This window comes from Pseudomonas sp. GD03862, assembly GCF_029840855.1.
GTDB classification, from domain to species: Bacteria; Pseudomonadota; Gammaproteobacteria; order Pseudomonadales; family Pseudomonadaceae; genus Aquipseudomonas; species Aquipseudomonas alloputida.
The window spans coordinates 18,093-42,146 of sequence record NZ_JAOCDI010000017.1 but is presented as its reverse complement, the minus strand read 5'-3'; the positions used below and the strand labels follow the sequence as shown (position 1 = coordinate 42,146).

Annotated in this window: 21 protein-coding genes; 9 read left to right on the top strand and 12 right to left on the bottom strand. The window is 61.2% G+C overall.

From position 1 onward, the window contains the following. The first annotated feature begins 10 nt into the window (after positions 1-10). Both recF and gyrB read left to right on the top strand, forming a co-directional pair. Positions 11-1,114 (top strand): DNA replication/repair protein RecF, encoded by a 1,104-nt coding sequence (gene recF / locus N5D53_RS13335; protein ID WP_003253154.1) that lies wholly within the window; start codon positions 11-13, stop codon positions 1,112-1,114. Positions 1,115-1,118: 4 nt separating this feature from the next. After that, positions 1,119-3,539 carry a DNA topoisomerase (ATP-hydrolyzing) subunit B gene (gene gyrB / locus N5D53_RS13330; protein WP_121160864.1) on the top strand — a complete coding sequence of 807 codons (2,421 nt, stop codon included), beginning with the start codon at positions 1,119-1,121 and terminating at the stop codon, positions 3,537-3,539. A gap of 64 nt (positions 3,540-3,603) precedes the next feature. On the opposite strand, the gene N5D53_RS13325 is transcribed toward gyrB, so the two are convergent. Together N5D53_RS13325 and N5D53_RS13320 are read right to left on the bottom strand one after the other, a co-directional pair. Continuing rightward, on the bottom strand, positions 3,604-4,011 hold the full coding sequence (locus tag N5D53_RS13325) for an RcnB family protein (RefSeq protein ID WP_010951459.1): 408 nt from the start codon (positions 4,009-4,011) through the stop codon (positions 3,604-3,606). A 130-nt stretch (positions 4,012-4,141) separates the two neighbouring features. Continuing rightward, a complete protein-coding gene (locus N5D53_RS13320) occupies positions 4,142-5,434 on the bottom strand; it encodes a sigma-54-dependent Fis family transcriptional regulator (RefSeq protein ID WP_003253147.1) in 1,293 nt (430 codons plus the stop codon). 222 nt (positions 5,435-5,656) lie between these two features. Here N5D53_RS13320 and N5D53_RS13315 point away from each other — a divergent pair, with 222 nt between their 5' ends. From N5D53_RS13315 to N5D53_RS13305, 3 genes are read left to right on the top strand one after another with little or no spacing between them, the layout of a single operon-like run. Then, entirely contained in the window at positions 5,657-6,541 is an 885-nt protein-coding gene (locus N5D53_RS13315) for an MBL fold metallo-hydrolase (RefSeq protein ID WP_010951461.1), read from the top strand. A 40-nt stretch (positions 6,542-6,581) separates the two neighbouring features. Beyond that, the gene (locus N5D53_RS13310; RefSeq protein ID WP_010951462.1) at positions 6,582-7,850 is read left to right on the top strand and encodes an FAD/NAD(P)-binding oxidoreductase; all 1,269 of its coding nucleotides are present in this window, start codon (positions 6,582-6,584) and stop codon (positions 7,848-7,850) included. Next, positions 7,847-8,665: a sulfite exporter TauE/SafE family protein gene (locus N5D53_RS13305; RefSeq protein WP_121160898.1), complete on the top strand. Its 819-nt coding sequence runs from the start codon at positions 7,847-7,849 to the stop codon at positions 8,663-8,665. Before N5D53_RS13310 ends, N5D53_RS13305 begins: the two co-directional genes overlap by 4 nt. On the opposite strand, the gene N5D53_RS13300 is transcribed toward N5D53_RS13305, so the two are convergent. Further along, positions 8,654-9,541, bottom strand: a complete 888-nt coding sequence (locus N5D53_RS13300) for a LysR family transcriptional regulator (protein ID WP_020192717.1) — start codon at positions 9,539-9,541, stop codon at positions 8,654-8,656. The two genes, N5D53_RS13305 and N5D53_RS13300, sit on opposite strands and share 12 nt — an antisense overlap. 234 nt (positions 9,542-9,775) lie before the next feature. Between N5D53_RS13300 and N5D53_RS13295 the strand changes: the two genes are divergently transcribed. Together N5D53_RS13295 and N5D53_RS13290 are read left to right on the top strand one after the other, a co-directional pair. Further along, positions 9,776-11,422, top strand: coding sequence for a GMC family oxidoreductase N-terminal domain-containing protein (locus tag N5D53_RS13295; protein WP_279840439.1), 1,647 nt, complete (start codon positions 9,776-9,778; stop codon positions 11,420-11,422). A gap of 97 nt (positions 11,423-11,519) precedes the next feature. Beyond that, the gene (locus tag N5D53_RS13290; protein ID WP_104960521.1) at positions 11,520-13,139 is read left to right on the top strand and encodes an MFS transporter; all 1,620 of its coding nucleotides are present in this window, start codon (positions 11,520-11,522) and stop codon (positions 13,137-13,139) included. 174 nt (positions 13,140-13,313) lie between these two features. Here N5D53_RS13290 and N5D53_RS13285 read toward each other — a convergent pair whose 3' ends face one another. From N5D53_RS13285 to glyQ, 4 genes are read right to left on the bottom strand one after another with little or no spacing between them, the layout of a single operon-like run. After that, on the bottom strand, positions 13,314-14,099 hold the full coding sequence (locus N5D53_RS13285; RefSeq protein ID WP_010951467.1) for a lysophospholipid acyltransferase family protein: 786 nt from the start codon (positions 14,097-14,099) through the stop codon (positions 13,314-13,316). A gap of 46 nt (positions 14,100-14,145) precedes the next feature. Beyond that, positions 14,146-14,673, bottom strand: a complete 528-nt coding sequence (gene gmhB, locus N5D53_RS13280; protein ID WP_003253129.1) for a D-glycero-beta-D-manno-heptose 1,7-bisphosphate 7-phosphatase — start codon at positions 14,671-14,673, stop codon at positions 14,146-14,148. Between the two features lie 3 nt (positions 14,674-14,676). Beyond that, positions 14,677-16,731, bottom strand: a complete 2,055-nt coding sequence (gene glyS / locus N5D53_RS13275) for a glycine--tRNA ligase subunit beta (protein ID WP_104960522.1) — start codon at positions 16,729-16,731, stop codon at positions 14,677-14,679. After that, entirely contained in the window at positions 16,728-17,675 is a 948-nt protein-coding gene (glyQ, locus tag N5D53_RS13270) for a glycine--tRNA ligase subunit alpha (RefSeq protein WP_003253126.1), read from the bottom strand. The genes glyS and glyQ overlap by 4 nt, the downstream gene beginning before the upstream one ends. Before the next feature lie 83 nt (positions 17,676-17,758). Between glyQ and N5D53_RS13265 the strand changes: the two genes are divergently transcribed. Together N5D53_RS13265 and N5D53_RS13260 are read left to right on the top strand one after the other, a co-directional pair. Then, positions 17,759-18,310, top strand: a complete 552-nt coding sequence (locus N5D53_RS13265; RefSeq protein WP_104960523.1) for a DNA-3-methyladenine glycosylase I — start codon at positions 17,759-17,761, stop codon at positions 18,308-18,310. A gap of 41 nt (positions 18,311-18,351) precedes the next feature. Next, positions 18,352-19,239: a lysophospholipid acyltransferase gene (locus tag N5D53_RS13260; RefSeq protein WP_003253121.1), complete on the top strand. Its 888-nt coding sequence runs from the start codon at positions 18,352-18,354 to the stop codon at positions 19,237-19,239. Between the two features lie 96 nt (positions 19,240-19,335). Here N5D53_RS13260 and N5D53_RS13255 read toward each other — a convergent pair whose 3' ends face one another. Genes N5D53_RS13255 through def form a run of 5 tightly spaced genes read right to left on the bottom strand, consistent with a single transcriptional unit; the run spans position 19,336 to position 23,865 of the window. Further along, on the bottom strand, positions 19,336-19,650 hold the full coding sequence (locus N5D53_RS13255; protein ID WP_047603763.1) for a tetratricopeptide repeat protein: 315 nt from the start codon (positions 19,648-19,650) through the stop codon (positions 19,336-19,338). A gap of 11 nt (positions 19,651-19,661) precedes the next feature. Beyond that, positions 19,662-21,035 carry a Trk system potassium transporter TrkA gene (gene trkA, locus N5D53_RS13250; RefSeq protein WP_010951472.1) on the bottom strand — a complete coding sequence of 458 codons (1,374 nt, stop codon included), beginning with the start codon at positions 21,033-21,035 and terminating at the stop codon, positions 19,662-19,664. A gap of 23 nt (positions 21,036-21,058) precedes the next feature. After that, positions 21,059-22,369 (bottom strand): 16S rRNA (cytosine(967)-C(5))-methyltransferase RsmB, encoded by a 1,311-nt coding sequence (rsmB, locus tag N5D53_RS13245; protein ID WP_064492539.1) that lies wholly within the window; start codon positions 22,367-22,369, stop codon positions 21,059-21,061. Beyond that, entirely contained in the window at positions 22,366-23,298 is a 933-nt protein-coding gene (gene fmt, locus N5D53_RS13240) for a methionyl-tRNA formyltransferase (protein WP_064492538.1), read from the bottom strand. The genes rsmB and fmt overlap by 4 nt, the downstream gene beginning before the upstream one ends. A gap of 60 nt (positions 23,299-23,358) precedes the next feature. Next, complete coding sequence (gene def / locus N5D53_RS13235) at positions 23,359-23,865, bottom strand: peptide deformylase (protein ID WP_003253111.1); 507 nt, start codon at positions 23,863-23,865, stop codon at positions 23,359-23,361. Positions 23,866-24,054 lie beyond the last annotated feature (189 nt).

Below are 24,054 nucleotides of genomic sequence, written 5' to 3'. Positions count from 1 at the left end.
AGCAGGCGAAATGTCCCTTCGACGTATCATGGTCACCGCGGTGCGCAACTTGCACCCGGTGACACTCTTACCCTCCCCCCGCATCAACATCCTTTACGGCGCCAACGGCAGCGGCAAGACCAGCGTGCTCGAAGCCGTGCATTTGCTCGGCCTGGCCCGTTCATTTCGCAGCACCCGCCTGAATCCGGTTATTCAGTACGAACAGGCTGCCTGTACTGTGTTCGGCGAGGTTCAGCTGACGGAGGGTGGTACGAGCAACCTGGGTGTGTCCCGTGAGCGACAAGGGGAGTTTACTATTCGCATTGATGGGCAGAATGCGCGCAGCGCCGCGCAATTGGCTGAGTTACTGCCGCTTCAGCTTATCAACCCAGACAGTTTCCGGCTGCTGGAAGGTGCCCCAAAAATACGCCGCCAGTTTCTGGACTGGGGGGTGTTCCACGTGGAACCTCGTTTTCTGCCAGCCTGGCAACGCCTTCAGAAGGCGCTGCGGCAGCGGAACTCATGGTTGCGTCATGGTACACTTGACCCAGCTTCGCAAGCCGCCTGGGACCGGGAATTGTGCCTGGCTAGCGCGGAAATAGATGAATACCGTCGCAACTACATCAAGGCCTTGAAGCCCGTCTTCGAGCGAACCCTGAGCGAACTGGTCGAGCTGGACGGGTTGACCCTGAGCTACTACCGAGGCTGGGACAAGGACCGGGAACTGCAAGAAGTGCTCGCCTCCTCCCTCCTTCGCGATCAGCAGATGGGCCATACCCAAGCCGGTCCGCAGCGTGCTGATCTGCGTTTGCGGTTGGCTGGCAACAATGCAGCCGACATCCTGTCGCGTGGTCAGCAAAAGTTGGTGGTATGCGCATTGCGCATTGCCCAAGGCCACCTCGTTAGTCAGGCTCGCCGCGGTCACTGTATTTATCTCGTGGATGACTTGCCGTCCGAACTGGATGACCAGCATCGCCGCGCACTGTGCCGCTTGCTTGAAGAATTACGCTGCCAGGTGTTCATCACCTGTGTAGATCACGAATTACTGAGGGAAGGCTGGCAGACGGAAACGCCAGTTGCTTTGTTCCACGTGGAACAAGGCCGTATCACCCAGACCCACGACCATCGGGAGTGAAGGCATGAGCGAAAATCAAACGTACGACTCCTCCAGCATCAAGGTGCTGAAAGGTTTGGATGCCGTACGCAAGCGTCCCGGCATGTACATTGGCGACACCGATGATGGTAGTGGCCTGCACCACATGGTCTTCGAGGTGGTCGACAACTCGATCGACGAAGCCCTCGCCGGTCACTGCGATGACATCACTGTCATCATCCACCCGGACGAATCTATCAGTGTGCGCGACAACGGTCGCGGCATTCCGGTCGATGTGCATAAGGAAGAAGGCGTTTCCGCAGCCGAGGTCATCATGACTGTGCTGCACGCCGGCGGTAAGTTCGACGACAACTCTTACAAAGTATCCGGCGGTCTGCACGGTGTAGGTGTGTCGGTTGTGAACGCCCTGTCCGAGAAGCTGGTTCTGACCGTTCGCCGTAGCGGCAAGATCTGGGAACAGACTTACGTTCACGGTGTTCCACAAGCGCCCATGGCGGTTGTTGGTGACAGTGAAACCACGGGTACCCACATCCACTTCAAGCCATCGGCTGAAACCTTCAAGAACATTCACTTCAGCTGGGACATCCTGGCCAAGCGCATCCGCGAGCTGTCGTTCCTTAACTCGGGCGTTGGCATTCTGCTGAAGGATGAGCGCAGCGGTAAGGAAGAGTTCTTCAAGTACGAAGGCGGTCTGCGTGCGTTTGTCGAGTACTTGAACACCAACAAGACGCCGGTCAACTCCCAGGTGTTCCACTTCAACGTTCAGCGTGACGATGGCGTGGGTGTTGAAGTCGCCCTGCAATGGAACGACAGCTTCAACGAAAACCTGCTGTGCTTTACCAACAATATTCCGCAGCGTGATGGCGGTACCCACCTGGTGGGTTTCCGTTCCTCGCTGACCCGTAGCCTTAACAGCTACATCGAGCAGGAAGGCCTGGCCAAGAAGAACAAGGTGGCAACCACTGGCGACGACGCCCGTGAAGGCCTGACCGCAATCATCTCGGTGAAGGTACCGGACCCGAAGTTCAGCTCGCAGACCAAGGACAAGCTGGTCTCCTCGGAGGTGAAAACCGCCGTGGAACAGGAGATGAACAAGTACTTCGCCGATTTCCTCTTGGAAAACCCGAACGAGGCGAAGGCCGTCGTTGGCAAGATGATCGACGCGGCTCGCGCCCGTGAAGCCGCCCGTAAAGCCCGTGAAATGACCCGCCGTAAAGGTGCGCTGGATATCGCGGGTCTGCCGGGCAAACTGGCCGACTGCCAAGAGAAGGATCCTGCTCTCTCCGAACTGTATCTGGTGGAGGGTGACTCTGCGGGTGGCTCGGCCAAGCAAGGCCGCAACCGTCGTACCCAGGCGATCTTGCCGCTGAAGGGTAAAATCCTCAACGTCGAGAAAGCGCGCTTCGACAAGATGATTTCGTCCCAGGAAGTGGGCACGCTGATCACTGCGCTGGGCTGTGGCATCGGCCGCGAAGAGTACAACATCGAGAAACTGCGTTATCACAACATCATCATCATGACCGATGCTGACGTTGACGGTTCGCACATCCGTACGCTGCTGCTGACCTTCTTCTTCCGTCAGCTGCCGGAGCTGGTCGAGCGTGGTTACATCTATATTGCCCAGCCGCCGCTGTACAAGGTGAAACGAGGCAAGCAGGAGCAGTACATCAAGGACGATGAGGCCATGGAAGAGTACATGACCCAGTCGGCTCTGGAAGATGCCAGCCTGCACCTGGACGAATCGGCGCCAGCAGTTTCCGGTGTGCAGCTGGAAGCGCTGGTGAATGAGTTCCGTAGTGTCATGAAGACTCTCAAGCGCCTGTCGCGCTTGTACCCCGAAGAGCTGACTGAGCACTTTGTCTACCTGCCTGAGGTGACCCTGGAGCAGTTGGGTGACCACGCAGTGATGCAGGCCTGGCTGGCCCAGTTCCAGGCGCGTCTGAACTCCAGCCAGAAGTCTGGCCTGGCTTACAACGCCAGCCTGCGTGAAGACAAAGAGCGCAACGTATGGCTGCCTGAAGTGGAAATTACCTCTCACGGTCTGGCCAGCTATATCACCTTCAACCGCGATTTCTTCGGCAGCAATGACTACCGTACCGTAGTCAACATTGGTGCCAAGCTTTCGAGCCTGTTGGGTGAAGGTGCGTACGTGCAGCGCGGTGAACGCCGCAAGGCAATCGTCGAGTTCAAAGAGGGCCTGGATTGGCTGATGAACGAGACCACCAAGCGCCATACGATTCAGCGATACAAAGGGCTGGGTGAGATGAACCCGGACCAGCTGTGGGAAACCACCATGGACCCGACCGTTCGCCGTATGCTCAAGGTCACTATCGAAGATGCCATCGCCGCTGACCAGATCTTCAACACCCTGATGGGTGATGCGGTCGAGCCGCGTCGTGACTTCATCGAAAGTAACGCGCTGTCGGTGTCGAACCTGGACTTCTGATCAGGTGTAATTCGCCAGACACTAAGAAGCCCGCTGATGCGGGCTTTTTAGTGCCTGCAAACAATCAGTAGCCGGTGAGAATGTTCACGATCACACCGCTGGCAATGGCCACCAGCACATAGTCGCCATTCACATACAGCCAACGATGATCACGAGGTGGCGCATACAGGTGGCGCGCTTTCCAGTCAGTTACCCAGTAACGGTCCCCACGGTAATGTGGATCAACGGCATGACCACGCTGCCACTGCTTATGAGGTATCGGCATGCCTTGTTGTGGGCGGAAGTTTGGATCACGGTAAGCAGGTCCGCGGCCATTGTCATGTCGGCCCTGGTGCTGTGGTTGACCATGTGGCGGGTTGCCTTGGTGCGATGGGCCGCCATCATGCCGATCAGGCGGGCCCGGTTGCGCGAAGCTTGCCAGCGGTGTGCTGAGCATGAGCGCGGCGCAGATCACGGTTAGGGCTTTCTTCATTTGATGCGGTCCTCTGCCTGTTAATCGCCTGGCAGGTATTGAGTGCCAGGTTCGGTTAACTGATCAGACCACGATTTTTCCCTTTCAATGTCAGGGCGCAGGTAAAGGTCCGGTAAAGTCTGGCGTTCTTTCAGTTCAGCCCGAGCGCTTTCAAGCGGCGATACAGCGTGCGTTCACTCATGCCAAGATGACTGGCCAGTTCACTGCGCGAGCCTTTGAACTGCTCCAGCGCCTGCGCCAGCTCACCCAAGTCATTGCGACGGCCGCTTCCTTTAGCCGCGCCAGTCAGCCCAGTGTCTTCCGGTAAATGCTCCGGTCTGATTACTCCGTCATCGGCAAACAAACGCGCGCGTTCCAGAATGTTGCGCAGCTCGCGGATATTGCCCGGAAACGGATGCAACGCAAGTTGCTGCAAGGCGTCTTCACTCAGCCTGGGCGTCGGCTGGCCGGCCATGCGCTGCAGCAGGCTCTGTGCGAGCAGCGGCAGATCTTCCACCCGTTCGCGCAATGCAGGCAGACGAATCGGGAAGCCGCTGATGCGGTAATACAGGTCTTCCCGGAAGGAGCCATCCGCGACCATTTGTTTAAGTGGTTTATGGGTGGCCGATATCAGGCGGAAATCCGAATGCACAGTGCGCAGGCTGCCCACGGGACGGAAACTCCCGGACTCTATCAGGCGCAGCAACTTCACCTGCATCGCCAGCGGCACTTCACCAATTTCATCGAGGAACAGGGTGCCGCCATGCGCCGCCTCGGCCAAGCCGATCTTGCGCTGATTCGCCCCGGTGAACGCACCCTTCTCATAGCCGAACAGTTCACTCTCGAACAACGACTCGGTCAGGCCGGTGCAGTCGACCACCACCAGTGGGCCGTTGGCCCTGGGGCTGCCCATATGCACTGCGCGGGCGAACAGCTCTTTGCCGGTCCCCGACTCCCCCTGCAACAACACCGGGATCTGCGCCGGTGCCGCACGCTGCAGGCTGGCCAGCGCGGCCTTGAAGGTTGGCGCGCGGCCGACCAACCCTTGCTCCTGAGGCTGCGCCGAGGCGAGGGTGATGGTGGTGAGGCGTTCGACAAAGGCCACTACCTTGCCCTGTTCATCCAGGATCGGCCGCAACTCGACATCCACATGCTCCGGGCCGCGTGGTGTGTGATGAATGTGCAATACCCGCTCCGGTACCTTGCTGTCCCACGCCTTGCGCATCGGGCAATGTTCGCCAGCCTGGTCGCACGGCACAGCGTAGTGATGCGAAACCCTGTGGCACTTCTCGCCCAGTGGGGCCTGATCATGCCGCCCAAACTGACGGCGATAGGCCGCATTGGCCGCGAGGATGTTGTAGTCGGTGTCCAACACGATGGTCGGGAGGGCATCGTGCTCGAGGTAGGAAACCAGAGCTAGGATGAGGGGATGGGCTTCAGGCATGACGGCACCGTATGGATGGCCGACGCAGGGTAGCAAGGACTGCCAAACACTGCCATTGGCTGTCAGTCGACTGCCAACTGGGCTGCCAGTTTTGCCGGCAGCAGTCTGCAACTGGCCGGTTTTATTGGCCAGTGAGTGGCAAAAAGCCTGGCATGCATCTTGATAAAGCTCCTGTCACTGCCTACGCCTGTACAAGGCGGGGCGGATAAATTGGAGAACGTGATGATCATCGGCAACAACCTTCACGTGGACGCCTTCTACGACGAGGCGACCTCGACCATCAGCTACCTGGTCATGGACCGTGAAACCCGACAATGCGCATTGATCGACAGCGTGCTGGATTACGACCCCAAGTCCGGGCGCACCTGCAGCGCTTCGGCTGATCGCCTGATCGAGCGTGTGAACGAGCTGAATGCCAGTGTGCGGTGGGTGCTGGAAACCCATGTACACGCCGACCACCTTTCAGCCGCTGCCTACCTGAAGGAAAAGCTGGGCGGCCATACCGCAATTGGCGCGCACATTACCCAGGTGCAGAAAGTGTTTGGCGCCTTGTTCAACGCAGAGCCCGGCTTCGCCCGTGATGGCAGCCAGTTCGATGTGCTGCTCGAAGACGAGGAAGGTTTCCGGATTGGCAACCTGCAGGCCCGTGCGTTGCACACGCCTGGGCACACACCCGCGTGCATGAGTTTCATGATCGAAGATGCCGGCGAGATCGCGGTGTTCGTTGGAGACACCTTGTTCATGCCCGACTATGGCACCGCCCGCTGCGACTTCCCCGGGGCCGATGCCCGCACCTTGTACCGCTCAATCCGTCGCCTGCTGGCTTTCCCCGATCAGACGCGGTTGTTCATGTGCCACGACTACCTGCCAGGTGGCCGCGACATGCAGTACGTCACAACTGTCGCCGAGCAGCGCGCCCACAACATTCACATCCATCAGGGTATCGATGAGGACAGCTTCGTTGCCATGCGCGAAGCCCGCGACAAGACGCTCGAAATGCCTGTGCTGATCCTGCCTTCAGTGCAGGTGAACATGCGTAGCGGCCAACTGCCCCCACCGGAGGCGAACGGTGTGAGCTATCTGAAGATCCCGCTGAACAAGCTGTAAGCGCCCTGCCCCCATAATCAGATTTCCAGGATTTACCGCCATGCCTGCCTTGTTGTCCCCTGCCAATACCGACCACCACAAGGTGGTCATCGTCGGTGCCGGTGCCGCCGGGATCGCCACTGCTTCCAGCCTGATCAGCCGCGACCCATCGTTGGACGTCGCCTTGATCGACCCTGCCGAAGTGCACTACTACCAACCCGGCTGGACCATGGTCGGTGCCGGTGTGTTCAAGGCACCCAGCACTGCCCGCACCATGGCGTCGACCATTCCTCGCGGTGTGCGCTGGGTCAAGGCGCGGGTAAAGGGATTCGACCCATTGGCCCAGTTGGTCATCCTCGATGATGGTCGCGCCATCAGCTATGAACAGCTGATCGTCTGCCCCGGCCTCAAGCTGGACTGGGCGGCCATTGATGGGCTCAGCGAGACCCTGGGCCGCAACGGTGTCACCTCCAACTATCGCTACGACCTGGCACCCTATACCTGGGAACTGGTGCAAAAGCTCAAGCAAGGACGCGCGTTGTTCAGCCAGCCGCCCATGCCGATCAAGTGCGCCGGTGCACCACAGAAGGCGCTGTATCTGTCTTGCGACCACTGGCTGCGCCATGGCCATTTGGGGGCGGTGAAAGCCAGCTTCTACAATGCGGGTGCCGTACTGTTCGGTGTCGCCGACTATGTGCCCGCGCTGATGAAGTACATCGAGAAATACGCCGTCGACCTCAACTTCTCCCACAGGTTGGTTGCAGTAGACGGCCCGGGAAAGCGCGCTACATTCTTGCGTACCCTGCCCGATGGCAGCAGCGAAACGCGCATCGAGGCCTTCGACATGCTGCACGTGGTACCGCCACAGGTGGCGCCAGACTTCATTCGCGAAAGCCCCTTGGCTGATAGCTCCGGCTGGGTTGACGTCGATCCGCATACCCTGCGCCATCGCAAATACACCAACGTTCATGCCCTAGGTGACGTGGCTAACACCAGCAATGCCAAGACCGCCGCTGCGGCGCGCAAGCAGGCACCGGTGGTCGCCAACAATGTGCTGGTGGCGCTGGGCAGGCTGGCGACCCTGGCTCAGTACGACGGCTATGGCTCGTGCCCGCTTACCGTCGAGCGCGGCAAGATCGTCCTGGCCGAGTTCACCTATGGCGGCAAGCTGGCACCGAGCTTCCCCAACTGGTTACTGGATGGCCGCAAGCCGACCCGCCTGGCCTGGCTGCTCAAGGCACAGGCGCTGCCACCGCTGTACTGGCAAGGCATGCTCAAGGGGCGCGAGTGGTTGGCACGCCCGCAGCTGGTAGCCGAGGGTGGGCAGTGATCGAGCATCAACTGTTAGGGGCGGGCCTGGGCGCAATCATCGGCGCGGTGCTGGCGCTGACCGGCGCAGGCGGTGGCATTCTCGCAGTACCCTTGCTGGTGTTCGGCCTGGGGCTATCGATGGTCGAAGCGGCACCGGTGGGCCTGTTGGCTGTAGGTATGGCTGCAGCGGTGGGTGCGGTGCTGGGCTTGCGACAAGGGCTGGTGCGTTATCGGGCTGCGCTGTTCATTGCGTTGGTTGGTGTGGCAGCAGCGCCGTTCGGGCTGATGCTGGCGCACCGCCTGCCGAATGCACCGTTGCAGGTGGTATTCGCCGGCGTGCTGGTTTATGCCTGCCTGCGCATCTGGCGCAAGGCGGCCAAAGAACTGCGTGGCGAAGCCAATGACGCTCATCGCTTTATCGAGCCGTGTGTGCTGAACCCGCTGCAGGGGCGTTTGCGCTGGACTCTGCCCTGTGCGCGCGCACTGGCATTCACGGGAGCCTTGTCCGGGTTGTTGTCCGGCTTGCTGGGCGTGGGTGGGGGGTTCGTCATCATCCCTGCCCTGAACCGCTACACCAACCTGCGCATGGCCAGCATCGTTTCCACTTCGCTGGCGGTGATTGCCCTGGTCTCTACCGGCAGTGTGGTCAGCGCCAGCCTTGCGGGCGTCATGCACTGGCAGGTTGGCGCCCCGTTTGCCGTCGGCGCAGTGCTCGGTCTGCTGCTGGCGCGGCCCTTGGCAGCCAGGTTGGCCGGGCCGCGTCTGCAGCAGATGTTTGCCGTGGCAGGTTGGGCCGCTGCCCTGTTGTTGGCCGGCAAGGCACTACTCGGCTAGCAACTCGCTTTGTTCGGCCGCGCACAACGCCAGCAGGTAATCCCACACCACCCGCAGGCGCACAGACTTGTGCAGCTCACGGCGGGTGCAGATCCAGTAGCTGCGCTGGATGGTTTCACCCGGCAGCACGCGCACCAGTGTCGGGTCGTGGCGGGCCATGTAGTTGGGCAGCACGGCGATGCCCAGCCCGGCGCGGGCGGCGGCTTGCTGGGCGATCACGCTGGTGCTGCGAAACACCACGTTGGGTGCTCGGCAGAAACTGTTGAGAAACAGCAGTTCCTGGCTGAACAGCAAATCGTCAACGTAGCCGATCCAGCTGTGCCGGGCCAGGTCTTCGCGGTGGCGCAGTGGCGGCGCGCGGTCCAGGTAGGCCTGGCTGGCGTATAGCGCCAGGCGGTAGTCGGTGAGTTTGCGGGTGATCAGCAGATCGGCGTTGGGCCGCTCCAGATGGATGCTGATTTCTGCCTCGCGGTTGAGGATGCTGACGAAGCGCGGCACCGCTACCAGTTCCACCTCCAGGCCGGGGTAGCGCTCGAACAACGCGTTCATGCGTGGGGTGAAGAACATGATGCCGATGCCTTCGGTTACCCCCAGGCGAATCTTGCCCAGCGGGGTGATGGCCTGGGTGATTTCCTCCTGTGCCAGCAGGGCGACGTTCTCCATGGCTTCGGCATGCTTGAGCAGGGCTTGGCCCGAGGGGGTCAGCTCGTACCCCTGGGCATGTTGCACGAACAGCGCGGTCCCCAGGCTCTGCTCGATGCTCTCGATATGGCGGGCCACGGTGCTGTGGGTAGTGTTCAGGCGCTTGGCGGCGGTCAGCAGGCGGCCGCTGCGCTGCAACTCGAGGAAAAACCGCAGATCATTCCAGTCGAACATGCTTGTCCTTTATGGCAGTTCGTTCCGGCCTCTTCACGGGCATGCCCCACAGGTGCGGTGAACACCCTGAAGGTAACGTGATCCCTGAGCTGCGGGCGAGTCCGTGAAGAGGTCGGTACAGGCTTGCCACTGTGCTAAAACGCACAGCGGCTGCGCGAAATCTCGTGTTTCATCCACGAAATTACTCACTAAGATGGATCGGGACAAGAATAAAAAACAGGCGCGAGGTTGCACATGCCATCAGCCGATTCTGTCTTCGACTACGTGGTCGTAGGGGCCGGTCCTGCCGGATGCCTACTGGCCAATCGTTTGTCCGCCGACCCTTCCTGCCGCGTGCTGCTGCTGGAGGCGGGTGGTCGTGACAATTATCCCTGGATCCACATTCCCGTTGGTTACCTCTACTGCATCGGCAACCCGCGCACAGACTGGTGCTTCAAGACCGAGGCACAACCTGGCCTCGGCGGTCGCGCTTTGGGTTATCCAAGGGGCAAGGTGCTAGGTGGCTGTTCGTCGATCAACGGCATGATCTACATGCGGGGCCAAGCCGCCGACTACGACCATTGGGCCGCGCAAGGCAACGACGGCTGGGCGTGGAAAGATGTGTTACCGCTGTTCAAGGCCAGCGAAAACCACTTTGCAGGCGCCAGCGAGCACCACGGCGCGGAGGGCGAATGGCGGGTCGAGCGGCAACGCTACAGCTGGCCGATCCTTGATGCTTTCCGAGATGCCGCCGAGCAGAGCGGTATTGGCAAGGTCGACGATTTCAACACCGGCGACAACCAGGGTTGTGGATATTTTCAGGTCAACCAGCGCAGTGGTGTGCGCTGGAATGCTTCCAAAGCTTTCCTGCGGCCGATCAAGGATCGCGCCAACCTCACTGTGCTGACCGGCGTGCAGGTTGACCAGGTACTGCTCGACAACACCCGCGCAAGGGCGGTGAAGGCGCTCTGGCAAGGGGCCTGGCATGAGTTTGCGGCGCGCCGCGAGATCATCCTCTGTGCTGGGGCGGTAGGTTCACCGGGCATCCTACAGCGCTCCGGCATCGGCCCGCGTCAGTTGCTGGAAAGCTTGGGTATTGGTGTTCGCCACGACATGCCAGGCGTTGGTGGCAACTTGCAGGACCACCTGCAACTGCGCCTGATCTACCAGATCCGCAACGCCCGTACCTTGAACCAGATCGCCAACAGCCTGTGGGGCAAGATGGGCATGGGCCTGCGTTACCTCTACGACCGTAGCGGGCCGCTGGCCATGGCGCCGAGCCAGTTAGGCGCGTTCGTGCGTTCAAGCCCTGAACAGGCCACCGCCAACCTTCAGTATCACGTGCAGCCGCTGTCACTGGAACGCTTCGGTGAGCCGTTGCATCAGTTCCCGGCCTTTACTGCCTCGGTGTGCAACCTGCGCCCGGCCAGCCGCGGGCGCATCGACATCTGCAGCACCGACATGAACAGCACGCCGCGGATCGACCCCAATTACCTCAGTGCTCCGCAGGACTTGCGGGTTGCTGCCGATGCCATTCGCCTTACCCGGCGCATCGTCCAGGCCCCTGCCCTCGCCGCTTTCGAGCCCAAGGAATATTTGCCGGGCCCGGCGCTGCAAAGCGAGGAAGAACTGTTCGAGGCCGCTGGCAAGATCGGCACCACCATCTTCCACCCGGTCGGTACCTGTCGCATGGGCAACGGTGCCATGGACGTTGTGGATAACCAGCTGCGCGTGCATGGCATCCCCGGTCTACGTGTAGCCGATGCTTCGATCATGCCGCAGATAACTTCCGGCAATACGTGTTCCCCCACCCTGATGATCGCCGAAAAGGCGGCGCAACTGATCCTCAAAGGAGCTGCTACCCAGACCTACCTGAACCAAGACGCGTTACCGACGCCCTGACCCGGGTGCGTGCAGTACCGGCGGCTTGCGGTCAGAAGTCGCCGACAGTGGAACAACAAGAATAATCACTGTGGCCTAAGGGCCGAGGACAGCAACGATGTCGGATTACATCCAAGAGCAGGGGGCGGCGGCCAGCAGCTCCAGCCGCCGTGAAGAACGCAAGATCATTTTCGCGTCATCCCTCGGGACGGTTTTCGAGTGGTATGACTTTTTTCTCTATGGTGCGCTGGCAGCGGTCATCAGCAAGCAGTTCTTCGCTGGCGTGAACGATACCACCGCTTTCATCTTCGCCCTGATGGCCTTCGCTGCGGGCTTTCTGGTGCGGCCGTTTGGCGCGCTGGTGTTCGGCCGCCTGGGTGACATGATCGGGCGCAAGTACACCTTCCTGGTCACCATCGTGCTGATGGGCCTGTCCACTTTCGCTGTGGGGTTGTTGCCCACCTACGCCAGCATCGGCATCGCCGCACCGATCATCCTGGTGATCCTGCGCATGCTTCAAGGGCTGGCGCTGGGCGGCGAGTATGGCGGTGCAGCCACTTACGTGGCCGAGCATGCGCCGCCCGGCAAGCGGGGCTTGCACACTGGTTTCATCCAGTCCACCGCAACGCTGGGCCTGTTGTTGTCGCTCTTGGTGGTGCTGGGTAGCCGGTATATCAGTGGCGACCAGTTCGAAACCTGGGGCTGGCGCTTGCCGTTCCTGCTGTCGATCGTGCTGCTGGCGATCTCCACCTGGATTCGCATGAGCATGCACGAGTCGCCGGCCTTTGTGAAAATGAAGGCTCAGGGCAAGGTCAGCAAGTCGCCCATCCGTGAGTCATTCACCTCCTGGCCAAACCTGAAAGTGGTGCTTACCGCCCTGTTCAGCATCAACGCGGGGCAGGCCGTGACCTTCTACACGGCGCAGTTCTACGTTCTGTTCTTCATGACCCAGATGCTGAAAATGGACTCGGCTCAGGCCAACACCCTGCTCATCATCAGCGTTGTGATTGGCGCACCGTTCTTCGTGTTCTTCGGCTGGTTGTCCGACCGTATCGGCCGCAAGCCGATCCTGATGCTCGGCCTGTTGCTGGCCACGGTACTGTACTTCCCACTGTTCAAGGCGCTGAGCCACTACGCCAACCCGCAGATCGACGCTGCCAGCCGTCAGGCGCCGATCGTGGTCACCGCCGACCCGCAAGGCTGCACATTCCAGTTCGACCCAGTGGGCAAGGCTCGTTTTGACAGCCCGTGCGACAAGGTCAAGACCTTCCTGGTCAAGCAGGGCCTGCCGTACAGCTCGGTAAGCGTGGCCGGCAGTGAGGTGGTGGTCAACATCGGTGACAAGACCATCAACGGCTTTGACGAAACCGCCATGCGTACTGCAATCGAGCAGGCTGGTTACCCGGCCAAGGCGGACCCTGCGCAGGTCAACCAGGTAATGGTGGTGGTACTGATCGTGGCGATGATCCTGATCGCGACCATGACTTATGGCCCGTTGGCGGCGGTGATGGTCGAGCTGTTCCCGACCCGCATCCGCTACACCTCGATGTCGCTGCCCTATCACATTGGTAATGGCTGGTTTGGTGGTTTCCTGCCTACCGTATCGTTTGCGCTGGTGGTCTATACCGGGGATATCTTCTACGGGCTGTGGTACCCGGTGCTGGTGACCGGGATCAGCCTGGTGGTTGGGATCTTCTGTCTGAGAGAAACCAAGGATGTAGATATCGACAAAGTCTGATGTCCACATGCCATAAAAAAACCGGCTGTAAAAGCCGGTTTTTTTATGCCTCAAAAAAACTTATGCACGATTTTCAGAAAAAATTCATACAAAGAAATAACTAGCAAATTCATACACTTAGATATCAATTCAAGCATTTAATCCAAAAACTGCACACAAGTTATCCACAGAAGGTCAAGCCATCTGCTCCTGAGGTTTTTCCGCCGCTGGCGGCAGCGATCCCATGGCCCGCTGGGTCGCTTCGTTCCAAGCTGCAGCGCGGTCGTTGAGTTCGGCGATGGCACGTGGCCCTGTGCCGTTGGCGTACATCGGCTCACCAATTACCACTTCGATTGTACCGGCGCGCTTGCCCCAACCGGTCTTGGGCCAGAACTTGCCGGCGTTGTGGGCAATCGGCAGCACTGGCAGCCCGGCATTCACGGCCAGTGCCGTACCGCCGCGGGAAAACTTGCCGATGGTGCCGAACGGCACACGGGTGCCTTCTGGGAAAATCAGCACCCACGTCTTCTGCTTGAGCAGTTCGTCACCCTTGCTCGCCACTTGGCGCAACGCTTCCTTGGGGTTGTCGCGGTTGATCGCGATGGGCCGCAGCATGGCCATGGCCCAGCCGAAGAACGGTACATACAGCAGCTCGCGCTTGAGCACCTGGCTAAGCGGCGAGAAGTACTGGGAAAGGAAGAAGGTTTCCCAGGTGCTCTGGTGATTGGACAAAATCACGCAAGGCTCAGCTGGCACGTTCTCGGCGCCAGTGATCTTGTAGTCGATGCCCAGGATGGTGCGCACCAGAAACAGCGCGCAGCGGCACCAGTACACGTTGATGAACTTGTAGCGCTTGGGGAACGACAGGAACGGCGCGACGAAGAAGCTCAGCGAGCACCACAGCAGCGAACTGGTGCCCAGCAGCAGGTAAAAAAGAAAGATTCTGATCGCCTGCAGGATCGACATAGTGGCTTGTACCATTGCGGGGCATGCCCGCCTGAGAAAAATGCGCCAGAAGGCGCACTGTTTAAATTAGTTCTCTGGCGATAGCTGCCAGATCGTCGAAAATCAGTGTAGTTTCCGGGACGCCTTTTTCCAGGGTCCGCTCGCCCTTGCCGGTCTTCACCAGCACGGGTTGTGCACCGACGGCCAGGGCGGCCTCCAGGTCACCTTTGCTGTCGCCGACGAACCAGACGCCTTCAAGGCCAATCTGGTAATGCTCGGCGATCGCCCGCAGCATGCCGGGCTTGGGCTTGCGGCAATCGCACCCTTCGTCCGGCCCATGCGGGCAATACACGATGTGGCCCACCTCGCCGCCCTGCTCGGCCACCAGCGCGCGCAGGCGCGCGTGCATGGCCTCAAGGGTTGCAAGCGGGTAGTAGCCACGGGCAATGCCGGACTGGTTGGTGGCCACGGCCACCGTCCAGCCCGCCTTGCTCAACTGCGCGATCGCATCGACCGAACCGGGGATCGGCACCCATTCTTCCAGCGTCTTGATGTACGCATCGGAGTCGTAGTTGATCACCCCGTCACGGTCGAGAATCAGCAGTTTCAAGGCTTACCCCAGCAGCGAAATGTCAGCCACGCCCAGGAACAGGCCGCGCAGGCGGCTGAGCAGGGCATAACGGTTGGCACGTACCTTGGCGTCTTCGGCGTTGACCATGACCGCCTCGAAGAAGGCATCGACCGGGTCACGCAGGGCCGCCAGGCGGGCCAGCGATTCGCTGTACTGACGTGCTGCAGCCATCGGTTGCACGGCCTGGTCAGCCTGCTGGATGGCCGAGTACAGGGAGAACTCGTTGGCATTGTCGAAGTACTTCGGCTCGACCTGCTCGGCGATGGCACCTTCGGCCTTGCTCAGCAGGTTCGACACGCGCTTGTTCACCGCGGCCAGGGCCTCGGCTTCCGGCAGTTTGCGGAACGCCTGCACGGCTTGTACGCGCTGGTCGAAGTCCAGGGCGGAGCCTGGCTGCAGTGCGCGTACCGACAGGTACGTGGCGACGTCGATGCCTTCGTCTTCGTAACGTGCGCGCAGGCGGTCGAAAATGAACTCCAGTACTTGCTCGGCCAGGCCGGGGGCCTTGACCTTGGCGCCGAACTGCTTGACCGCAAACTCGACCGCACCGGTCAGGTTCAGGTCCAGTTGCTTCTCGATCAGGATACGCAGCACGCCCAGAGCAGCTCGGCGCAGGGCGTACGGGTCCTTGCTGCCGGTAGGCAGCATGCCGATGCCAAAGATACCCACCAAGGTGTCGAGCTTGTCGGCGATGGCCACGGCAGCACCGGTCAGGGTCTGCGGCAGCTCGGCGCCTGCACCGCGCGGCATGTACTGCTCGTTCAGGGCCAGGGCTACGTCTTCCGGCTCACCGTCGTTGAGCGCGTAGTAGTAACCGGCAACACCCTGCATTTCAGGGAATTCGCCGACCATCTCGGTGGCCAGGTCGCACTTCGACAGCAGGCCGGCACGGCCAGCGCGCTGGGCGTCGCCGCCGATCAGCGGAGCAATGAAGGCGGCCAGCCTGGAAACACGTTCGGCCTTGTCGTACACGGTGCCGAGCTGAGCCTGGAACACCACGTTCTTGAGGCGCTCGTTGAAGGTTTCCAGCGGCTGCTTCTTGTCCTGCTTGAAGAAGAACTCGGCGTCGGTCAGGCGCGGGCGCACGACTTTTTCGTTGCCTTGCACGATCTGCTTCGGGTCGCGGCTTTCGACGTTGGCCACGGTAATGAAGCGCGGCAGCAGCTTGCCTTCGCTGTCCAGCAGGCAGAAGTACTTCTGGTTGTCCTGCATGGTGGTGATCAGGGCTTCTTGCGGCACCTCGAGGAAACGCTCCTCGAACGAGCACACCAGCGGCACCGGCCACTCGACCAGAGCGGTCACTTCGTCCAGCAGCGCCGGTGGCACGATGGCCGTGCCTTCCTGCTGCATGGCCAGCTCTGCGGTACGCTTGCTGATCAGCTCGCGGCGCTCGGCGAAGTCGGCAAGGACGTAGGCCTTGCGCAGGTCTTCGACGTAGTTGGCCGGGGTGGTGATGAGCACGTTTTCCGGATGGTGGAAGCGGTGGCCACGGGATTCACGCCCGGCCTTCTGCGACAGGATGGTGCAATCGACCACCTGATCGCCCAGCAGCATCACCAGCCATTGGGTCGGGCGCACGAACTCTTCACGGCTGGCCGCCCAGCGCATGCGCTTGGGAATCGGCAGGTCGTTCAGCGAATCTTCGACGATGGTCGGCAGCAGCCCAACGGTAGCCTTGCCCGGGATGTGCTGGGAGAAGCGCAGCTTGGGGCCGCTCTGGTCGATCTCGGCCAGTTCCACACCGCACTTCTTGGCGAAGCCCAGCGCAGCCTGGGTCGGCTCGCCTTCGGCGTTGAAGGCAGCCTGCAGGGGCGGGCCGTCGATGTTGATGCTGCGGTCAGGCTGCTGCACGTCCAGCTGGCGAATCAGCACGGCCAGACGACGCGGCGCGGCGTACACCTGCTTGCCGGTGTAGTTCAGGCCAGCAGCCTGCAGGCCTTTTTCGATACCGGCCAGGAAGGCGTCGCCAAGGCTGGCGAGGGCCTTGGGTGGCAGCTCTTCGGTGCCCAGTTCTACCAGGAAATCTTGAGCACTCATTGTGCAGCCTCCAGCTTAGCCAACACTTCGTCACGCAGTTCAGGGGTGGCCATCGGGAAGCCCAGGCGTGCGCGGGCTTGCAGATAGCTTTGCGCCACGTCCCGGGCCAGGGTACGTACACGCAGGATGTAACGCTGGCGCTCGGTTACCGAGATGGCGCGGCGGGCGTCCAGCAGGTTGAAGGTGTGCGAGGCCTTCAGGACCATTTCATAGGTCGGCAGCGGCAGCTCCAGCTTGATCAGGCGGTTGGCTTCGCTTTCGTAGAAATCGAACAGTTCGAACAGCTTGTCGACGTTGGCATGTTCAAAGTTGTAGGTCGACTGCTCCACCTCGTTCTGGTGGAACACGTCGCCATAGGTGACCTTGCCGAACGGGCCGTCGGCCCACACCAGGTCGTACACCGAATCGACGCCCTGGATGTACATGGCCAGGCGCTCCAGGCCGTAGGTGATTTCACCGGTGACCGGGTAGCACTCGATGCCGCCAACCTGCTGGAAGTAGGTGAACTGGGTGACTTCCATGCCGTTGAGCCAGATTTCCCAGCCCAGACCCCAGGCGCCGAGGGTCGGCGATTCCCAGTTGTCTTCGACGAAACGAATGTCGTGCACCAGCGGATCCAGACCGATGGCTTTCAGCGAGCCGAGGTACAGCTCCTGGAAGTTGGCCGGGTTCGGTTTGAGCACCACCTGGAACTGGTAGTAGTGCTGCAGGCGGTTGGGGTTTTCGCCATACCGCCCGTCGGCAGGACGACGGCTAGGCTGCACATAGGCGGCGTTCCAGGTTTCTGGACCCACGGCGCGCAGGAATGTAGCGGTGTGGAAAGTGCCGGCGCCTACTTCCATATCGTAGGGCTGAAGTACCACACAACCTTGAGCTGCCCAGTAGTTCTGCAGGGCGAGGATCAGGTCTTGGAAGGTACGCACGGCTGGCGTAGGCTGGCTCACGAAATTCACCTGTATCTGGGGATGCGGATGTAAAGAGCGGGAGTATAACCTGATTCGCCTCGCCCTCTACTCATTGGAGCCTTATGCCACGCTGCTTTTGGTGTACCGACGATCCGTTGTACCAGGCCTACCACGACCAGGAATGGGGAATGCCACAGCGCGACCCGGCGTTGCTCTTCGAGATGCTTTTGCTCGAAGGGTTCCAGGCGGGGCTTTCGTGGATTACCGTTTTGCGCAAACGCGAGCGTTATCGCGAGGTGATGTACGGCTTCGACCCGGTAAAGCTGGCGGCCATGAGCGACGAACGCATCGAAGAATTGATGCAGGATGCAGGCATCATCCGCAATCGCCTCAAGCTCAAGGCTGCGCGGCGCAATGCCCAGGCCTGGCTGGCTGTGGATAACCCCGCCGAATGGCTGTGGTCGTTCGTCGGCGGCTCGCCGAAGATCAACCACTTCAAGGCGCGCGGCGACGTGCCAGCTGTTACCGATGAAGCCAAGGCAATGAGCAAGGCCTTGCAGAAAGCTGGCTTCACGTTCGTCGGTCCGACCATCTGCTACGCCTTCATGCAGGCCACCGGCATGGTCATGGACCACACCACCGACTGCGATCGCTACGCCGCCTTGTTGCGCTGAGGGGTTACAATGCGCGCCTTGCTGAAATAAGGAATTCGCCTGTGGAAAAGTTCAAGGGCGCCCTGATGGTCGGGGTGCTGCGCCTGTTTGCCAAGCTGCCCTGGGGCGCTGTGCAGCGTGTCGGCGCCGGTATTGGCTGGCTGATGTGGAAAATCCCCAACAGTTCGCGCAACGTGGTACGGATCAACCTGGCCAAATGCTTCCCGGAGATGGACCCGGTTGCCCGTGAGCAACTGGTGGGCCAGGCGCTGCGGGATATCGGTAAATCCTTTGTCGAAAGTGCCTGTGCCTGGATCTGGCCGCCGCAACGCTCGCTGGAGCTGGTCAAGGAAGTGCATGGCCTGGAAGTGCTGGAGCAGGCCCTGGCCTCGGGTAAAGGCGTGGTCGGCATCACCAGCCACCTGGGCAACTGGGAAGTGTTGAACCACTTCTACTGCAACCAGTGCAAACCGATCATCTTCTACCGCCCGCCGAAGCTGAAGGCGGTGGATGACCTGCTGCGCGAGCAGCGCGTACAGATGGGCAATCGCGTGGCACCGTCGACCAAGGAAGGCATCCTCAGCGTGATCAAGGAAGTGCGCCGTGGTGGCCAGGTGGGTATTCCTGCCGACCCGGAGCCGGCGGAATCGGCGGGCGTGTTCGTACCGTTCCTCGGCACCCAGGCGCTGACCAGCAAGTTCGTGCCGAACATGCTGGCCGGTGGCAAGGCGGTAGGTGTGTTCCTGCATGCGCTGCGGTTGCCGGATGGCTCGGGCTTCAAGGTGTTCCTCGAAGCTGCGCCGGAAGAGATGTACAGCACCGATGTGAATGTGTCGGCGGCGGCGATGAGCAAGGTGGTCGAACGCTATGTGCGCGAGTACCCCAGCCAGTACATGTGGAGCATGAAGCGCTTCAAGAAGCGCCCGGCTGGCGAGCCGCGCTGGTATTAAGCCATTCACCGCCCCTGTAGGAGCGGGTTTACCCGCGAATGCGTCGGTGAATCCAACATCGCATTCGCGGGTAAACCCGCTCCTACAGGGGCCGCGTCAACCCGCTGCTCTGTTGAGCTTCTTCAGGAATACGGTCATTTCTTTTTCGGCCTGCTTGTCACCATGGGCCTGCGCCGCCACGATCCCGTCTTCCCACGCCTTGCGCGCCGCCGCCAGCTCGCCCTGCAGCTGATAGGCCTTGCCCAGCAGCTTCCATGCTGCCGAGTATTTCGGGTCCTGCTCTACACAGCGCGCCAGGTGCACCGCTGCTTCAGCGCCGTTGCCTTCATCCAGCCAGGCCTTGCCCAGGCCAAACCTCAGCAGCGGGTTATCCACACCTTTGGCCAGCATCTTCTCCAGCGATTCGCGCATGCCCTCTTCTCCTAGAAGAAACTCAAGCCGACGTGGAACAGCTTCTCCACATCGCGAATATGCTTTTTATCCACAACGAAGAGGATCACATGGTCCCCTGATTCGATCATGGTGTCGTCATGGGCAATCATCACCTCTTCATCACGGATGATCGCACCAATAGTGGTGCCCGGTGGCAGCGTGATGTCCTCGATTGCCTTGCCGACCACCTTGCTCGACTTCGAGTCACCGTGTGCCACCGCCTCGATAGCCTCGGCTGCACCACGGCGCAGCGAGTGCACACTGACGATGTCGCCACGACGGACGTGCGCCAGCAGTGTGCCGATGGTGGCGAGCTGCGGGCTGATGGCAATGTCGATATCGCCACCCTGTACCAGGTCGACATAAGCCGGGTTGTTGATGATGGTCATCACCTTGCCTGCGCCTAGGCGCTTGGCCAGCAAGGACGACATGATGTTGGCTTCGTCATCGTTGGTCAGGGCCAGGAAAATATCGGCGTCGGCGATGTTCTCTTCGAGCATCAGGTCTTTGTCCGAGGCGCTGCCCTGCAGCACCACAGTGCTTTCCAGGGTATCGGAGAGGTGCCGGCAACGCGCCGGGCTCATCTCGATGATCTTCACCTGATATCGGCTTTCGATGGCCTCCGCCAGGCGCTCGCCGATCTGCCCGCCGCCGGCGATGACAATGCGTTTATTGGTTTCGTCGATGCGGCGCAGTTCGCCCATCACCGCACGGATATCCTTCTTCGCGGCAATGAAGAACACCTCGTCGTCGGCTTCGATCACTGTGTCGCCACGCGGGGTGATCGGCCGGTCACGGCGGAAGATGGCCGCCACGCGGGTATCTACGTTGGGCATGTGCGCGCGGATCTGGCGCAATTGCTGGCCGACCAGCGGGCCGCCATAGTAGGCCTTCACTGCCACGAGCTGGGCCTTGCCCTCGGCGAAATCGATCACCTGCAGCGAGCCTGGGTGTTCGATCAGGCGCTTGATGTAATTGGTCACCACCTGCTCGGGGCTGATCAGAACGTCGACCGGGATATGGTCGTTGTCGAACAGCTCTTCGCGGGTCAGGTAGGACGATTCGCGCACCCGTGCAATCTTGGTCGGGGTATGGAACAGCGAATAGGCCACCTGGCAGGCAACCATGTTGGTCTCGTCACTGTTGGTTACCGCCACCAGCATGTCGGCGTCGTCGGCACCGGCCTGACGCAGTACCGTCGGCAGTGAGCCACGGCCCTGGACGGTGCGGATGTCCAGGCGGTCGCCGAGGTCGCGCAGGCGGTCGCCGTCGGTGTCGACCACGGTAATGTCGTTGGCTTCGCTGGCCAGGTGTTCAGCCAGCGTACCGCCTACCTGCCCTGCGCCGAGGATGATGATCTTCATGCGCTACTCCCTATCCTTTGTTCTTATCCGCGCGAGGCGGCGATCTTGATCAGCTTGGCATAGTAGAAACCGTCGTGGCCGCCTTCCTGGGCCAGCAACTGACGGCCGTGGGGCTGGCGCAGGCCGGCTTCGGTCGCCAGGTCCAGCTCACGAGCGCCCGGGGTGCGCGCGAGGAAGGCTTTGATCACTTCAGTGTTCTCGGTCGGCAATGTGGAGCAGGTGGCGTATAGCAGCATGCCGCCCACTTCCAAGGTCGGCCACAGGGCATCGAGCAGCTCGCCTTGCAGCGTGGCCAAAGCCGGGATGTCGTCGGCTTGGCGGGTCATCTTGATGTCCGGGTGGCGGCGAATCACGCCGGTGGCCGAGCACGGCGCGTCGAGCAGAATGCGCTGGAATGGCTTGCCGTCCCACCAGCTGGCAGTGTCGCGGGCATCGCAGGCGATCAGCTCGGCGTCCAACTGCAGGCGGTCGAGGTTTTCTCGCACGCGGGTCAGCCGCTTGGCTTCGAGGTCGATGGCCACCATGTGCGCCAGGCCAGCCTCGGCCTCCAGCAGGTGGCAGGTCTTGCCGCCCGGTGCGCAGCAAGCATCGAGCACGCGTTGGCCGGGGGCCAGTTCCAGCAGGTCGGCAGATAGCTGCGCGGCTTCGTCCTGCACGCTCACCCAGCCTTCGGCGAAGCCTGGCAGGCCGCGCACGTCGCAGGCTTCAGCCAGCACGATGCCATCCCGGCTGTACTGACATGCGCTGGCGCCAATGCCTGCTTCGGCCAGCAGTGCCAAGTAGGCATCGCGGCTATGGTGACGGCGGTTGACCCGCAGAATCATCGGAGGGTGGGCATTGTTGGCGGCGCAGATGGCCTCCCACTGCTCTGGCCAGAAGGCTTTCAGCGCCTTCTGCAGCCAGCGCGGGTGCGCGGTACGCACCACCGGGTCGCGCTCCATGCCGGCGAGCAGTTCCTCGCCTTCGCGCTGTGCACGGCGCAGTACGGCATTGAGCAGGCCCTTGGCCCACGGCTTCTTCAGTTTGTCGGCACAGCCCACGGTCTCGCCGATGGCGGCATGGGCCGGAATGCGCGTGTAGAACAGCTGGTACAGGCCGACCAGCAGCAGCGCCTGAACATCGGCATCGGCTGCTTTGAAGGGTTTTTGCAGCAGCTGTGCGGCCAGCAGGTCGAGGCGTGGCTGCCAGCGTGCGGTGCCGAACGCCAGGTCTTGGGTCAGGCCGCGGTCGCGTTCATCTACCTTGTCCAGTTGCGCCGGCAGCGAGCTGTTCAGCGAAGCCTTGCCGCTGAGCACAGCAGCAAGCGCACGGGCGGCGGCGAGGCGTGGGTTCATTGGCCCAGCACCTTGCCGGCGGCGAACTTCTCGCGGCGGCTGTTGAACAGGTCACTGAAGCTCAATGCCTTGCCGCCAGGCAGTTGCAGGCGGGTCAGGCTCAGGGCTTGGTCCCCGCACGCAACTACGAGGCCGTCCTTGCTGGCGGAAAGTATCTCGCCCGGGGCGCCTTGGCCTGTGGACAGGTTGGCGGCCAGCACCTTGACGCTTTCACCATCCAGAGTGCTGTGACACACCGGCCATGGGTTGAAGGCGCGGATCAGGCGTTCCAGCTCGACGGCTGGGCGGGTCCAGTCGATACGCGCTTCGTCCTTGTTCAGTTTGTGCGCGTAGGTGGCCAGGGCATCGTCCTGTATTTCGCCTTGCAGCGAACCGTCAGCCAGGCCGGCGATGGCCTGAACCACTGCGGGCGGGCCCATTTCGGCCAGGCGATCGTGCAAGGTGCCGCCGGTGTCCTCGGCGCTGATCGGGGTGACTACCTTGAGCAGCATCGGCCCGGTGTCCAGGCCGGCTTCCATGCGCATCACGGTCACGCCGCTTTCGGCGTCGCCGGCTTCCACGGCACGCTGGATCGGCGCGGCACCGCGCCAGCGTGGCAGCAGGGAAGCGTGGCTGTTGATGCAACCCAGGCGCGGGATATCCAGCACCACCTGCGGCAGGATCAGGCCGTAGGCGACCACTACCATCAGGTCTGGCTTGAGTGCGGCCAGTTCGGCCTGCGCATCGGCGTTGCGCAGGGTCTGCGGCTGGAACACCGGGATGTCATGGGCCACGGCCAGTGCCTTGACCGCACTTGGCATCAGCTTCTGGCCACGGCCGGCCGGGCGGTCGGGCTGTGTGTAGACGGCCACGATCTCGTAGGGGCTGTCGAGCAGGGCCTTGAGGTGTTCGGCGGCAAACTCTGGAGTGCCTGCAAAGACGATGCGCATGGAGTTCTCGCTTCAAAAAAGAAAAAGGCTTGCCGGAGCAAGCCTTCAGGAAGGTGGGGATCAGGCTTGCTGGCGATGCTGCTTTTCCAGCTTCTTCTTGATCCGGTCGCGCTTGAGCTGCGACAGGTAGTCGACGAACAGCTTGCCGTTGAGGTGATCGAATTCGTGCTGTACGCACACCGCCAGCAGGCCTTCGCATTCCAGTTCGAACGGCTTGCCGTCGCGGTCCTGGGCCTTGACCCGGACACGCAGCGGACGGTCGACGTTCTCGTAGAAGCCCGGTACCGACAGGCAGCCCTCCTGGTACTGGCCCATGTCATGGGTCAGCTCTTCGACCGACGGGTTGATGAAGACGCGCGGTTCGCTGCGGTCTTCGCTGAGGTCCATGACCACAACCTGCTTGTGCACGTTCACCTGGGTAGCGGCCAGGCCGATGCCAGGGGCTTCGTACATGGTTTCAAACATGTCGTCGATCAGCTGACGCAGGGCGTCGTCGAACTCCGTCACCGGTTTGGCGAGGGTGCGCAGGCGCGGGTCCGGGAATTCGAGAATGTTCAAGATGGCCATAAGGTCAGGCAGTCACTGTGCGTTCGGTTGAAAACTGAGCACACATAATAAAGGGAAACGGGGATTTCGGCACCTGGCAAGCTCGTCTAGGGTGACTATGGGCTTGATAGCCCCCAATCAATGGACAGCTTTTCAAAGTGTTACTCACAGAGTTATCCACAGGTTGTGCCACGTAATTGGCCCCCTTTC

Excerpts from the sequence above, each read along its gene's own strand:
- N5D53_RS13325 (WP_010951459.1), bottom strand. The coding sequence starts at position 4,011 with ATGAAGAAAGCCCTAACCGTGATCTGCGCCGCGCTCATGCTCAGCACA.
- N5D53_RS13255 (WP_047603763.1), bottom strand. The coding sequence starts at position 19,650 with ATGCGCGAATCGCTGGAGAAGATGCTGGCCAAAGGTGTGGATAACCCG.
- N5D53_RS13295 (WP_279840439.1), top strand. The coding sequence starts at position 9,776 with ATGCCATCAGCCGATTCTGTCTTCGACTACGTGGTCGTAGGGGCCGGT.
- N5D53_RS13315 (WP_010951461.1), top strand. The coding sequence starts at position 5,657 with ATGATCATCGGCAACAACCTTCACGTGGACGCCTTCTACGACGAGGCG.
- glyS (WP_104960522.1), bottom strand. The coding sequence starts at position 16,731 with ATGAGTGCTCAAGATTTCCTGGTAGAACTGGGCACCGAAGAGCTGCCA.
- N5D53_RS13285 (WP_010951467.1), bottom strand. The coding sequence starts at position 14,099 with ATGGTACAAGCCACTATGTCGATCCTGCAGGCGATCAGAATCTTTCTT.
- def (WP_003253111.1), bottom strand. The coding sequence starts at position 23,865 with ATGGCCATCTTGAACATTCTCGAATTCCCGGACCCGCGCCTGCGCACC.
- N5D53_RS13265 (WP_104960523.1), top strand. The coding sequence starts at position 17,759 with ATGCCACGCTGCTTTTGGTGTACCGACGATCCGTTGTACCAGGCCTAC.
- recF (WP_003253154.1), top strand. The coding sequence starts at position 11 with ATGTCCCTTCGACGTATCATGGTCACCGCGGTGCGCAACTTGCACCCG.
- trkA (WP_010951472.1), bottom strand. The coding sequence starts at position 21,035 with ATGAAGATCATCATCCTCGGCGCAGGGCAGGTAGGCGGTACGCTGGCT.
- gyrB (WP_121160864.1), top strand. The coding sequence starts at position 1,119 with ATGAGCGAAAATCAAACGTACGACTCCTCCAGCATCAAGGTGCTGAAA.
- fmt (WP_064492538.1), bottom strand. The coding sequence starts at position 23,298 with ATGCGCATCGTCTTTGCAGGCACTCCAGAGTTTGCCGCCGAACACCTC.
- rsmB (WP_064492539.1), bottom strand. The coding sequence starts at position 22,369 with ATGAACCCACGCCTCGCCGCCGCCCGTGCGCTTGCTGCTGTGCTCAGC.
- N5D53_RS13310 (WP_010951462.1), top strand. The coding sequence starts at position 6,582 with ATGCCTGCCTTGTTGTCCCCTGCCAATACCGACCACCACAAGGTGGTC.
- N5D53_RS13320 (WP_003253147.1), bottom strand. The coding sequence starts at position 5,434 with ATGCCTGAAGCCCATCCCCTCATCCTAGCTCTGGTTTCCTACCTCGAG.
- N5D53_RS13290 (WP_104960521.1), top strand. The coding sequence starts at position 11,520 with ATGTCGGATTACATCCAAGAGCAGGGGGCGGCGGCCAGCAGCTCCAGC.
- N5D53_RS13300 (WP_020192717.1), bottom strand. The coding sequence starts at position 9,541 with ATGTTCGACTGGAATGATCTGCGGTTTTTCCTCGAGTTGCAGCGCAGC.